Genomic DNA, 13,521 nt, shown 5'->3' on the forward strand with positions numbered 1-13,521 from the left:
TAGAGACTTTAAGACTACAAGTATAAATCAAAAATGGTGTACAGATATAACTTACTAATCTGAATAATTAAACATATATTAGTAATATATATATAAATATTGTAGAATATTTAATATATTAGTGTATAATATACTTATTAATAATAAAATTAGAGAATTGAAATCAGATATATACTGTTCTAAAAAATAGAAAATAATCATTTTCGAATAGGAAGCTTAAAATAAAAAAGGTTATAACAAATAGAATTATGAATATATTTAGTGCTATACGCTTTATCAGTAATAGCATCTATTAAACCAATATTCTTGTAACCAGTGAAATTCATACCTTTTCTATTTATGAGAATTAGATGCCGTGATTCCAAGGGTTACAAATTATGATTGATGCTATAATTTAATAACAAAGAAGGTGATATAAATGTTTGACCGAATAATAATATTTGTTGCAGCCATTTTCTTATATGTTATAAATAAAAAAATCATAGATATAATTGACTCTAAATCTATTAGCACCTCACTTAAGTTTATAATTAAATTCTTAATAATATTTACTATATTTATCTTAATAATATTAAGTGCTAAATTATATAATACATTGGTAAGTGTCAGCTTCATCCCATATCTTAATCCATCTATCTAATATTTAGCGTTACTAAAGCAGGCTATTTGATGGTCTTTCCAAGGTTATTGGAATTTAAATATATACATCATATAGTTACTAGTCCACTATATAAGATGAATGTAGAGCAAGAAATATATAATTTCTTTAAAAATTGCTTAATCTTTTATGAAATCTTAAGAGTTAAAGGCAATACTGGAAAATAATTTATAAAAATATGGAGATATATGCAACAAAGTTCATGTTAATTTTCCTTAGTTCACGAGAACAACTTTAAAACATGTACCAGCTCCAGACCTGCTATCTACACTAATTTCTCCTCCATGTGCCTTTATAATTTCCTTAGTTATGGCCATTCCTAGACCTGTTCCCTCAACTTCATTTGAAGTATTTGTACCTCGATAATGTCTATTGAAAATATAGGGTAAATCCTTTGGTGAAATACCCTTACCATCATCGACTATCTGTACATGAATTTTGTTTTCCTCATAAGTTAATTTCACATTAATATTAACTGATCTATCATTGTGTATAATGGCATTATACAATATATTATTTACCGCCCGCCTAAAAAGTACTGTATCAACCTTATATAAAATCTCTTCTTCATTACATTCCCAATCTAAATTAACATTGGACATATCTATGCCATTAAGTACGTCAATAATAATGTCTCTTAAGAAAATCACTATATTTATTGTCTGTAGATCTAATATAAAATGTCCACTTTCTAGTCTTGCACTTAGATTCAAATCATCTACCAAATTTGAAATATAAAGAGCCTTATCCTCTATAATTTTTAAATAATGATGCATCTTTTCCACCGGCATTGATTCATCACTGCGAAGCAATTCTCCATATCCACGAATAGATGCCAATGGTGTTTTTATGTCATGGGATATATTAGAAATCCAATTTTCTCTCATATCATCTATGATTTTACGTTCCTTTTCACTGGATTTCAATTTATTTGACAGCTTATTTATATTAGAAAAAACTGAACCATATAAACCATCTATTGATAATTCTTGATTATAATGACCTACTGTTAAATCCTCTATACTTTTGATTATTTCTCCTACTGGTTTGGTTAGTCCCTTACTAAAGCCCATACCAAAAATCAGCCCTAAAATTAAATCTACAGCGAAAACCACCAATATAATACCACCTATAATATTAGCAAAATAAATCTTATTAAAGGTTAAAAATGTCCTTTGAATATTACTATAGGGCATACCAATTAAATAGGTATATGTCTTCTCCTCAAAAGATACCTCACTTACAAACATCGTGTCTGGATTTGCGTACTTATAATTGTGCACCAAGGTCATTGGCGTATATATCTGTGGAAGTTCTTTATTCCCATTGAATTGAAAAACTACTTTATAATTTGTATCAAGTATCTGAATCCAAGCATTATTTTCAATTAACGAACCTTGTGCTTTTTTATCTAAGGAGAACTGACCTTTTTCAAAGCTAATATACTGGGAAAACTGTCTTACATAGTCTTCTGGACTAATATAATGTTCATTGGCAATCCCATAGGAATAAGATTCTCTAGGTCCAAATTGAAATAATCCAAAGGCTATGATACTGTTAACCAATCCAACTACTATAATGACAATAATAATACTTATTAAATATTTGAAAGTTAAATGTAATCTCATATTATTTATCCTTCACTACTAGTTTATATCCTAGTCCTTTTACTGTCACTAAATATTCTGGATTTGATGGATCTACTTCTATTTGTTCTCTTATTTTTCTAATGTGTACCATAATAGTGTTGTCAAAGCCAATATAGTCCTGTCCCCATACTGCATCACATAAATGCTCCTTGCTCAAAATCAAATTAGGATGCTTTGCGAAATATTCAAGAAGCCTATATGCTTTCGGTTGCAGCATAAGTGGTTTATCCTCTTTAAAAAGTTCACCTTTTAATGGAATCATCTTAAATGGTCCAAAATTAATGATTTCAATATCCTGTGTAACTACTGGTTCTGAACGTTTTAAATGTGCCTTAACCCGATATGCAAGCTCCTTTGGGCTAAATGGCTTTGTCACATAATCATCAGCTCCTATGGCAAAGCCTACGATTCTATCAACTTCTTCAGTTTTAGCAGATACAAAAACAATTGGAATCTGTGAAGTTTCTCTTATAATTTTACATAAATCATGACCTTGGATATCTGGTAACATAATATCTAAAATCACCAAATCTGGCTGCCAGCTATGAAAATACTCTAAAGCCTTAGTACCTGTATTTGCAGTCTTAATATCTGTAAATCCTTCTAATCTCAAAACATGTTCAATAAGATCTAACAATTCTACTTCATCATCTACAACAAGTATTTTTTTATTGAATAGCACATCCATGGTACCGCTCCTTTATTTTAATATAGGTATAGTATACCCAGTTTCAGTGCTACATGGTGAAAATTTTACACTAAAAAACTAGATAAAATATATAGAAGATAAATGTGAAGGGGATAAAATGTATAGAATAAATATTTCATACCTCTCCCTCTTTGTCCATTGTAAAGTGCCAAAATAGGTAAAGCACCAATCATTAACCATTGAAAATTATCATAGAATAAACCTTGTAAAGAGAAATTCTGCCATGGCATTAAAGTAATAGATACTAAAGCATATAAAATCAGTTGAAGAGTTTTTTTATCACGGGTTAAATAAAACATTATTCCCAACATTATAAACACTGGTCCTCCCTCAACAATTATTGGAGTTGGCAATAAAAACATAGCTTGAATCATACCAGGCATCTGAATGTTCATCATCATAAATATACCAAGGGCAATAGGCATTACCAATGCTAAAATTCCCAACACCACAGATCCAATACGTCCTTCTTTAATAGCTTTCTTCAAATAATCAATAATAGTTAAATAAACAGTAATTAAAAATAAAGTACCAAATATATTTGCCATGAGAGCAACATTATCACTACGAGGAAACCATCCTGTAATTAATTGATTACCAAAGGTCATTACTAATGAACCTATATATAGTTTTAACATATACTTAGCACGGCTTCGTGTATGAATAAAACCTTCTACTACCATAAAGATAAATATTGGAGCTGCCAAACGACCTATCCAAGTAAACCATAAAGGTACCTTATTAGTAAAAGCAAAGAAATAATGCACATGATCAAAAACCATCAAGAAAAGTGCAATAAGTTTTATTTGAAATCCTGTTAATCCTTTTTTAAGCATATTATTCACCTCATTTTTTATTTTCATTTTGAGTATAGCAAGGTAAGTTTAAATCTTATTAATCCAAACCTTAATTAAAGCTTAATTTTAAAATTATATATATAAATAAAGGTATAATATATACTTTCCTATGTAAAATAAAATATCCATTAGAAAGCCTAAGCCTTCCAATGGATATTTTCATCCTTTGTTTTTATAAAGTTTTATCTTTTGTATGGGAAAATTATTTTCCTATTTCCTTTATACCCCCTAATCGTATGTTAAAACATTGATTTTCAATTTTAATCTTATAATTTCATATCTCCCGATTTTATAAATCCTTTTCCTCTCATCCATTCCGATATACCAAAAGATATTATTCCAGGTAAGATGAAATGCATAGCAACAATTAAAACCAATACCTTTGGCGAAGAACCCATTGCATCTATAGTAGCAAATTGCCCTACTAATCCGCTTGTTCCCATGCCAGCACCTATACTGGTGCCTTCCATTTTAAATATATAAGTAGATACAGGTCCTAATATAGCTGAGGAAAATATGGCTGGAAGCCATATCAAAGGATTTTTTATTATATTAGATATCTGCAGCATCGATGTACCTAATCCCTGAGCAATAAGTCCTCCAAATCCATTTTCCCTATAGGAAGCCACTGCAAATCCTATCATATTAGCTGCACAGCCTACTGTACTTGCTCCTGCTGCAAGACCTGACAACCCTAAGGATATGGCAAGGGCTGCTGAGCTTATGGGAAGTGTAAGGACTATTCCCATTACTACTGACACTATTATTCCCATTGGTATAGGATGCATTTCCGTTGCCCTATTTATAATATCTCCAAAGAAATTCATTATCATAGCCATATATGGAGCTATATACTCTCCAACAAATCCACCGATTACAATAGTAGCTAGTGGAACTAACACTATATCTACCTTAGTTTTACCACTAATTAATTTTGAAACTTCCGCTGCTATTAATGCTGCAACAAATGCTCCTACTGGTTCCCCAGTATTTATTATTGCCACCCCTTCATCAAAAGTAATACTTCCTGCACCTATGGCTCCTACAACTACTGAAGCAAAGATACCTAATGGCGGCGCACTGACACTATATGCTACACCTGCACCTATAGCAGGTCCCATTAATTTTTGTGCTATGGATCCAAAATTAATTAGTTCTTCAATGCCAAATAACGTACCAATTTGTTTAATTATTAGTCCAATAAGTAAAGATGAAAAAAGTCCCCAAGCCATACCATTTAACACTTTGACAAAGTAATTCTGTATATTGCCTTTTGATTTTCCTATTTCAAACATCCCCTTACTTACATGTATTTACATCTGTCTTGTCACCTATAACTAAAATATATCATTTTAATCCTCTTTTATCAAGTATTTTTTTTGTAAAAGAGCTGCTTTTATTCTATTTAAAGTTTCTTCATTATCTATTTCTATTGTGTGAAGGTGTACACCTTCTGTTAAGGAGGATAAAGGTTCAGCCTTAGTTGATTCTAAACTATCTATAAAAAGTTTTAAATCATGTCTAGAGTCTATTTGTAATTGGGATTTTATTTCTCCATATAGGGGATGTTCTACTATTACATCTATTATCTTTCCACCTAAATCAACTATTATTCTCAGTTCTTCTTCTAACTCTCTATTATCTTTATGTGTACAAGCAATGGTCTTTATTAACTTTCTTTTTTCATGAATTTTAGGTATTAAATATCCTTGAGGAGTAGCAAGTATACTCTCTCCCCTAGCTCGTAATATTGCAATATCTTGAACTATTACTTGCCTGCTGACTTCCAATTTTTCTGATAGACTTATTCCTTTAACTGGCTCCTCTGACTTACTTAAAAAATTTAGTATTTCTTGTCTTCTTTCACTTGCATTCATAGAATTCACCCCTTTTAACAATATATCTAAAATCATTTACTTAATTCCCAATACAGCAAAAGTTAAAAGCAATAAACTAGGGTAAAAAAGCTTACAGAAAATATACCCTAAAATTTATTAACTGCTAGAGTTACTCCCATCTAAGATCATGTCCATAAAATTTAAGCGGAATGAATTTATCCAATATCCTAGAGAATACTCTGTCTGTATATGTATCGGATATCTCCTTCGGTGTTAGATTAGTTGATATTATAGTCTTTTTCCCTGCTAATATTCTAGTGTTTACAATATTAAATATTTCAGCATTAGTAAATGTATTAGCTACTTCCGTCCCCAAATCATCTATAATAAGTAAATCTGCTTCAAATAATAATTTATATTGATAATCACTAGATTCTTTACTATCCTTACTAAATCTATGTTTTTCTATTATTTCAAGTATTGTAAAGGCAGTTTGATATATTACTATTTTGTTTTTATCTAAAAGTGACTTCGCTATACAATTGCATAAAAAGGTCTTGCCTAATCCTGTAGTACCATAGAATAACAAATTGTCCCCATTATTTTCATTAAAATTACTAATAAATCCTTCTGCTATACCTACTATATCTATCATATTCTCCCTTGGAGTCATTTTTTCATTTTCAAATTGTTTATCTTCAAATATATCTATATTAAAGGTCTTAAAATTTTCTTTCTGAAGAACATTTTCTATATTAGACATTCTATAAGCACGAGAAACTAAAGCTTGTCTTAGACAATTACATTGGTTTCCAGTATCTAAATAGCCAGTATCTTTACAAATTTCACAATCATATTTCATATCCATATAGTCCACAGGGATATTAGATTCCGTCATTAAATAAGCCTTCTCCATTTTAAGTTTTTCAATTATTTCCTTCGCCTTTTCTATACTTTCTTTATACTTATGAGGATTACCTATTATATATTTGGACATAGAAAGACCTGTCTTAAGAATGTCTTCATCTATTCTCTTAATTGCAGGTATTTTTTTATAAACTCTTTCTTTTCTTATTCTTTGTTCATGTATTTGTCTATCTCTTTTTCTCTCGTATTCAATTGAAAGTTCTTTTAATATATCCTTATACATATTTATACTTCTCCTTTTGCTTTTTGGTTATAAGCTTCCCTCTTTCTTCTTGCAATGCTTTCCAATTCTTCAGATGTATATTTATCTGTTCTTTGCTCAAAGTTATGAAATCTTGTTTTAAGCGGTGTACTTTTTACTTTAGTAGGTTTTGATACTCTATATTCTTTCTTCTCCTTAGGCTTATCCTTTTCTTCAATATCTTCCAGAGTCTTTATGTCCTTTTCATGCCATGATTTAAGAACCCCATCAATATAATTGACACTAGGGTTTGCAACCTTTGCCGAAGCTTCACATCCTCTAAGCACTATTTCTAATGAAAATTTATATTCTTCAAACCATTTATCAATTACTTTCATTTCACCCTGTGTAATACTTCTACTATCAAATCCCAAGGCTCTCATAACTTTTTGATATCTATAAAACTTTTCATCCTGACTTTTAAAATGTTCTATTACTGATTCCATATTTGTAAGTCCACTATCGTACCAGTTTCTTATGATACCCTCTATATAATTTACATTTCTTTGTCCTTTTCTTTCTACTCCATAGAAAAAAGCTTTTTCTATTACATCTGGATTCATATTATAATTTTCTATCCAAGATAATATTTTTTGCTTTTCAGTAGTCACTGTCTGTCTTCTCATTATATAATCTATTTGATTAAACATCTTATTTATGGCTGGTATTTGATTTGCATCAATTAATTCTTGAGGTGTAATAGATTTTGGTTTTTGCTTAACTTCCTTTTTCACATTAAATAAGCTTAAATTATTTTTTATGTACAATTGCTTTAAATTCAAAAACTCTACCTTATAATTATACTTATTATCTTCTTCTCCAGCTATTTTCTTTATTATTCCTTTATTTTCCCAAAAATCCCAAGCCCTCAATACATCTTCTAAAGGTATTTCCAAATGTTTTGCTATAATTTGATTGTTTACTTCTACCTTTTCATCTCTATCATGAGCATATTTATACCCTAGTAAATATACTTTGACATAGGTTCCATTTGCCATAGGCATAAAATCATTTATAAAAATATTTTCTATAGGGGTATCACCTAAATCCATATCTGTGGTTTCAAGGGTGAAACTCATATTATCAACTCCATTATTTATATCCATTATTTCCTTAACTCAAAAAATTTTTTCTTAGTCAGGATCATTTTGTAAATATAATTATATATCTTTTCATCTGCTATTACAAAAGAAGATTTTTCTTCCAAATAATAGGGATTAGATAAGTCTAACCCCGAATCAAAGAATTCATCAAGATAGTATCCAACGGGTTTAAAACCTATCTTTTCATAAACCCGATAAGCCCTTTTGTTAAATTCTGCAACTTCTAAGATCATTTTCCTCATTTTCATCTCAATAAAATAATATCTTAAAAATGTGTCTAAAATTTCTGTTCCATACCCTTTATTTACATGATTTGGATCTAAAACTATACCTAAGGTAGATTCTCTCTTAATTATTCCTATATCTTTTATTCCCATATACCCTATTACATTTCCTTCTTCATTTCGTATACCATAATATTTATTAAATAGCCTCTTCGCCTTCATTGTATACCAAATTTTTATTTCTCTATCATTCATTGGAGGAAAATTATAATCCTCTATTAAAGGATTTTCATGGTTTCCCCAGTTTCTCATTTCATATACATCTTCAAGATGCAAATCTTTTATAATAATTCTTTTACCTTTAACCTCCAAAATAATCACCCCTTTAAATAATTAAGAATCTCCAGTTATTGGGGAATATTTAATAAATAAGAATAACATAAAGGATTACAATAGATATCTTTTATTGTAATCCTGTTTAGCTTTTCTATTTAGGACTATAAGGCCTTTATAATTCTCAATTTTTAGTTTTAATCTCTTGCCATATTAACAAACTTAGTATATTCCTTTTTAAATACTAATTCCAAACTTCCAGTTGGTCCATTTCTATGTTTTGCTATAATTACTTCTCCAATATTTTTCTTTTCTGAATCCTCATGGTAATATTCATCTCTATATAAGAATAATACTACGTCAGCATCCTGCTCTATTGCACCAGACTCTCTTAAGTCAGATAATATAGGTCTATGGTCTGTTCTAAGTTCAGGTGCACGGCTAAGCTGAGATAAGGCTATTACAGGGCATTCCATTTCCTTAGCTAAGGCTTTTAATCCCCTAGAAATAGCTGAGATTTCCTGCTGTCTATTTTCTTGACGTCCATCTAATTGCATTAGTTGCAAATAATCTATCATCACAAGGTCTAGACCTTTTTCTATTTTTAATCTTCTACATTTTGCCTTCATTTCCATTAAAGAAATTCCAGCGGTATCATCTATAAATATATCCGCTTGGGATAATGGTCCCATAGAATTTATAACTTGTATCCATTCTTCCTCAGATAATCTACCAGAGATTATCTTTTGAAGGTCTACATGGGCAGTGGCAGATATCATTCTTTGTACCAATTGCTCCTTGGACATTTCCAAAGAAAATACAGCAACTTTTGCATTAGCCTTTAAAGCGGCATTAGTTACAATATTTACGGAAATAGCAGTTTTTCCCATAGAAGGTCTAGCTGCCAATAATATTAAATCTGATTTTTGTAACCCAGATAATTTATTATCCAAATCTATAAATCCAGTAGTTAAACCTGTTAGAGTTCCTTGATTTGCAGCCCTTTCTTCTATCTGAGAAAAACTAGATAATAATACCTCGTTAAGTGGTGAAAAGCCCTCTCTATGTCTTCCTTGAGTAATGTCAAATATGGCTTTTTCTGCATTTTCTATTATTGCATTTACCTCATCAGAGTTTTCATAAGACTTAACTATTACATCATCACATGATTTAATCAATCTTCTAAGTATTGATTTTTCCTCTACTATCTTACAATAGTATTTAACATTGGCCGTAGTTGCTACCGCACTTGATAAATCCGCAAGATAAGTAACCCCTCCTATGTTTTCCAATGTTCCCCGTCTTTTAAGTTCTTCTGATAAAGTAATTAAATCTACTGGTTCATTCTTATTAAATAATATAAGTATTGCTTCAAATATCTCTCTATTGGCTTCCTTATAAAAATCATCTGGTCTAATTATTTCAATTGCAGTATTTATAGCATCTTTGTCTAAAATCATAGCACCAAGAACAGATTGCTCTGCCTCTAGACTATGGGGAGGAATGCGTCCAATTAATTGGTTTTCCACTTTTCCCACCTCATTATTGTTCTTTTATATTAACATTTAGCTTCGCTACTACTTCTGCATATACCCTTACATCTACTTGAGTCATACCAAGGGATTTAATATTATCTTTTAATTCTATTTTTCTTTTATCTATATCTATTTTATGTTGTGATTTTAATGCATCGGATATATCCTTTGATGTAATTGAGCCAAAAAGTCTTCCGCCTTCTCCAGCCTTTCCTTGAATCACAACTGTAGTAGAATCTATTTTTTCTTTAAGCTTTAACGCTTCATTATATTCATTTTTCTTTCTTTCTTCTTCCTTTGCCTTTTCTTCTTTCCACTTCTTTAAATTAGCTGGTGTTGCCTCAACTGCATCTCCTTTTGGTAATAGAAAGTTTCTAGCATAACCATCTTTTGCATTTACTAGCTCTCCTTCTTTACCTAGTCCTTTTACATCTTTCAATAATATTACTTTCATTCTTTTTCACCTTCCTTTAAAAATTTATCTATAGTTTGTGTAAGTATTATCTCTGCTTCATCCATACTTACATTATCTAATTGAGTCCCGGCACTGGTTAAATGCCCTCCACCACCAAGACTTTCAAGTATTAACTGTACAGATATATTTCCTAGGGACCTTCCACTAATATGAATTTTATTGTTTACGTAGGTCATTACAAATGAAGCCTCAACTCCATTAACATTAAGTAATTCATTGGCAGCCTGTGCTGCTATTAATAGAGAATCTTCCATTTGACTTTCAAGCCTACCTATGGCTATTTTATCGAAAATAATCTTTGAAGATTTCACTACCTCCGCCTTATACATAAATGTACTATAATCGTCTCTAAATAATTGCCTTACTACTGTAGTATCGGCTCCAGCCCGCTTTAATGTAGATGCCGCTTCAAATGTTCTAACTCCTGTCTGGAAACTGAAATTCTTCGTATCTACAGTAATACCTGCCATTAAAGCCTCTGCTTCAAACTTTGTCAGATTTATCTTATCACTCATATAAGATAGTACTTCTGTAACTAACTCACAGGTAGAAGAAGCATATGGCTCCAAATAAGTAAGTACAGGGTCCTTTATAAATTCTACCCCCCGTCTATGATGATCTATAACAACTGCCTTAGATATAATATCTAAAAGCTCCGGTGCCTCAGTAAAACTTGGTTTATGGTTATCAACTACTACCATTAAAGAACTGTCATTTGCTAATTCTAAAGCCTTCTCTGGAGTTACAATTTGTTCTAAAAGCTCTGGCTGTTCTTTTAACATTCTATCATAAATATTTTTAATAGAAGGATTTTCACCGCTTAAAACTAGATATCCTTCTTTCTTCCTGTCTTTTACTGCCCGTAATACTCCTATGCCTGCTCCAAAAGAGTCCATATCTGGATTTTTATGTCCCATTACAAATACCTTATCCGCTTGGTCTATAAGTTGTCTTAAGGCATATCCAATTACCCTAGCCTTTACTTTGTTTCTCTTTTCTATTGCCTTTGTTTTTCCGCCATAAAAGCTTAATTGATTTCCAACTTGAACTACAGCTTGGTCTCCTCCTCTACCTAATGCAATATCTATGGCCGCCCTTGCTTTTTCATAGGATTCAAAAGGATTATTCCCACCTGCTCCAACTCCCATACTCAATGTAATAGGTATTGTATTTCCTAAATCTAATTCTCTTATCTGGTCTAATACATCGAATTTCTTACTTTCAATATTTTCAAAACCACTATTCTCTATAATAATAAAATATTTATCATTTTCGTATTTTCTTACAACCCCATTATATTTACTAAAATAAGAACTAATATTTTTATCTATTTCTGCCATTACCAAAGGTCTATTTACCTCTGGAGTGTTGCTTTTTACATCATCATAATTATCTACATATGCCAATGCAATTACTAATTTCTCCATATCATATCTCTGTTCCAAATTTACTAGATTTGTATTATCTACCCAATAAAGCATTACTATCATATTGTTGTTACTATTGGTCTTTTTTGTATCAACCAAATTTGGATATACTCTAAAGTTCCTGCCTCCATATTTTATATCCAATGGCTTCATATCATTTTCCTTAAATATACTGTCTAGATTAAGTCCAGGAATTAAATCCGATATTTTCTCGTTTAATAAATCCGTTTCCCCCATTAGCTTCAAAAACGGTGTATTATACCAGGATATATTACTATTTTCATCTAACATAACCAAAGGAAATGGCATATTAAATATTGCATGTTTAGTTGCAGATTCAAATTCATCTCCCAGTCCTTCTATATATCTTCGGAATTCATTTTCTTTCCTGTTAAAACTCTTTATACTGTAAATTACTAAATAAACTATCAACATAACACCTATTATAAATAATATAGGTTGATATAAGGATAGAATAACAACTAGCAACCCTGTTGTAATAAGATAAATATAACTATCCTGCCATGGTAATATCTTTTTATTTTTCATATTTATCCTCCTATAAGGATTTTCGCCTTCTTATTTTTCTTATATCAAAGATTGCATCTAAAATACCTATAAAAAATAGAATACTGCTCATAGGTATAAAAATAATATTTACAGCTAGTATTAAAACCCTAAATATTAAATGTAACCTAGCTTTAATTAAAAGAAAGTCTAAAACTGCTAATCCTTGAACAAAAAATACAAAGCTAATTAAAAATGTAATATTAAGTAATAATGCTTCATGATATTGAATTTGTAACTTTTTTATTATAAAAGCTGCTAAAAGCATTATCCCAATTCCAGGAATAATATTATTAGGTAATTTGAATTGAGAGATTTTTTGGGAGCTTACAACTCCGTATCCCATTTTTCTAAGTATGACTGATAGTAAAAGTAAATTTGCATAACTTATAATTAAAGAGAAAACTCCTATTAATGATGGTATAAGTATAATAATAGTCTTATAAGCGTTTTCCAATAAATCTGTTGTTCTAAGAACTTCATATTTTGACATTCCCATTTCATTTAGCATATCTATCTGCATGGTTAATAACTGTCTGAAATTCTCTTCCAATTGCTTAGTTAAATTTAAATTTGATATATTGCCTTCTAAAGACATTAGAACTAAGAAAGAAATAAAAAAAGCTATAGTAGTAATCAATAAAGTTTCCATACTACCTTTTCTTTTGTCAACACAATAGTTTAATGCAAGACTTAGTGGTGCAAATATAAGAATAATTGAAACCCCTGATATAAATCCAAGAAGCACCCCTATTATTAAAGATGTTGCCATTATACTTATTATATTTGCATACATACCATTCCTTATACCCAATATTGCGAAAGGTACTGGTATAAATAACATTAGCAAAGGCACGAAATGGATGCCGTATACTATATATAGAGCCATGATTATTACTACAATTATGCTCTCTATGGTACTTTTCTTTATCTTATCATTATTCTTCAAAAATTTCACCCCTAATCTTTATGTTTATC

The 13,521-nt window shown here is 30.4% G+C and carries 12 protein-coding genes; all 12 read right to left on the reverse strand.

What is annotated here, in order from left to right; genetic code table 11:
• Positions 1-873 precede the first annotated feature (873 nt).
• Positions 874-2,286: a sensor histidine kinase gene (locus ABWP20_RS17010; RefSeq protein ID WP_353097437.1), complete on the reverse strand. Its 1,413-nt coding sequence runs from the start codon at positions 2,284-2,286 to the stop codon at positions 874-876.
• Between the two features lies 1 nt (position 2,287).
• Complete coding sequence (locus ABWP20_RS17015) at positions 2,288-2,995, reverse strand: response regulator transcription factor (protein ID WP_353097439.1); 708 nt, start codon at positions 2,993-2,995, stop codon at positions 2,288-2,290.
• Positions 2,996-3,060: 65 nt separating this feature from the next.
• Entirely contained in the window at positions 3,061-3,852 is a 792-nt protein-coding gene (locus ABWP20_RS17020) for a TraX family protein (RefSeq protein ID WP_353097441.1), read from the reverse strand.
• Positions 3,853-4,139: 287 nt separating this feature from the next.
• Positions 4,140-5,168 carry a PTS sugar transporter subunit IIC gene (locus ABWP20_RS17025; protein ID WP_353097443.1) on the reverse strand — a complete coding sequence of 343 codons (1,029 nt, stop codon included), beginning with the start codon at positions 5,166-5,168 and terminating at the stop codon, positions 4,140-4,142.
• Positions 5,169-5,225: 57 nt separating this feature from the next.
• The gene (locus ABWP20_RS17030) at positions 5,226-5,750 is read right to left on the reverse strand and encodes a transcription repressor NadR (RefSeq protein WP_353097445.1); all 525 of its coding nucleotides are present in this window, start codon (positions 5,748-5,750) and stop codon (positions 5,226-5,228) included.
• A gap of 130 nt (positions 5,751-5,880) precedes the next feature.
• Positions 5,881-6,861 (reverse strand): ATP-binding protein, encoded by a 981-nt coding sequence (locus tag ABWP20_RS17035; RefSeq protein WP_353097447.1) that lies wholly within the window; start codon positions 6,859-6,861, stop codon positions 5,881-5,883.
• Between the two features lie 2 nt (positions 6,862-6,863).
• Complete coding sequence (locus ABWP20_RS17040) at positions 6,864-7,958, reverse strand: DnaD domain protein (protein ID WP_353097448.1); 1,095 nt, start codon at positions 7,956-7,958, stop codon at positions 6,864-6,866.
• Positions 7,959-7,984: 26 nt separating this feature from the next.
• The gene (locus ABWP20_RS17045) at positions 7,985-8,578 is read right to left on the reverse strand and encodes a GNAT family N-acetyltransferase (protein ID WP_353097450.1); all 594 of its coding nucleotides are present in this window, start codon (positions 8,576-8,578) and stop codon (positions 7,985-7,987) included.
• Positions 8,579-8,736: 158 nt separating this feature from the next.
• Positions 8,737-10,068 carry a replicative DNA helicase gene (gene dnaB, locus ABWP20_RS17050; RefSeq protein WP_353097452.1) on the reverse strand — a complete coding sequence of 444 codons (1,332 nt, stop codon included), beginning with the start codon at positions 10,066-10,068 and terminating at the stop codon, positions 8,737-8,739.
• A gap of 13 nt (positions 10,069-10,081) precedes the next feature.
• Entirely contained in the window at positions 10,082-10,528 is a 447-nt protein-coding gene (gene rplI, locus ABWP20_RS17055) for a 50S ribosomal protein L9 (protein ID WP_353097454.1), read from the reverse strand.
• Entirely contained in the window at positions 10,525-12,525 is a 2,001-nt protein-coding gene (locus ABWP20_RS17060; protein WP_353097456.1) for a DHH family phosphoesterase, read from the reverse strand. Before ABWP20_RS17060 ends, rplI begins: the two co-directional genes overlap by 4 nt.
• A gap of 10 nt (positions 12,526-12,535) precedes the next feature.
• Entirely contained in the window at positions 12,536-13,492 is a 957-nt protein-coding gene (locus tag ABWP20_RS17065; protein WP_353097458.1) for a YybS family protein, read from the reverse strand.
• Between the last annotated feature and the right edge of the window lie 29 nt (positions 13,493-13,521).

This window comes from Tissierella praeacuta (assembly GCF_040396155.1).
Classification (GTDB): Bacteria; Bacillota; Clostridia; order Tissierellales; family Tissierellaceae; genus Tissierella; species Tissierella praeacuta_A.

Coding starts and splice junctions, on each gene's coding strand:
- ABWP20_RS17020 (WP_353097441.1), bottom strand. CDS start 3,852: ATGCTTAAAAAAGGATTAACAGGATTTCAAATAAAACTTATTGCACTT.
- ABWP20_RS17015 (WP_353097439.1), bottom strand. CDS start 2,995: ATGGATGTGCTATTCAATAAAAAAATACTTGTTGTAGATGATGAAGTA.
- ABWP20_RS17030 (WP_353097445.1), bottom strand. CDS start 5,750: ATGAATGCAAGTGAAAGAAGACAAGAAATACTAAATTTTTTAAGTAAG.
- ABWP20_RS17060 (WP_353097456.1), bottom strand. CDS start 12,525: ATGAAAAATAAAAAGATATTACCATGGCAGGATAGTTATATTTATCTT.
- rplI (WP_353097454.1), bottom strand. CDS start 10,528: ATGAAAGTAATATTATTGAAAGATGTAAAAGGACTAGGTAAAGAAGGA.
- ABWP20_RS17010 (WP_353097437.1), bottom strand. CDS start 2,286: ATGAGATTACATTTAACTTTCAAATATTTAATAAGTATTATTATTGTC.
- ABWP20_RS17040 (WP_353097448.1), bottom strand. CDS start 7,958: ATGAGTTTCACCCTTGAAACCACAGATATGGATTTAGGTGATACCCCT.
- ABWP20_RS17025 (WP_353097443.1), bottom strand. CDS start 5,168: ATGTTTGAAATAGGAAAATCAAAAGGCAATATACAGAATTACTTTGTC.
- ABWP20_RS17035 (WP_353097447.1), bottom strand. CDS start 6,861: ATGTATAAGGATATATTAAAAGAACTTTCAATTGAATACGAGAGAAAA.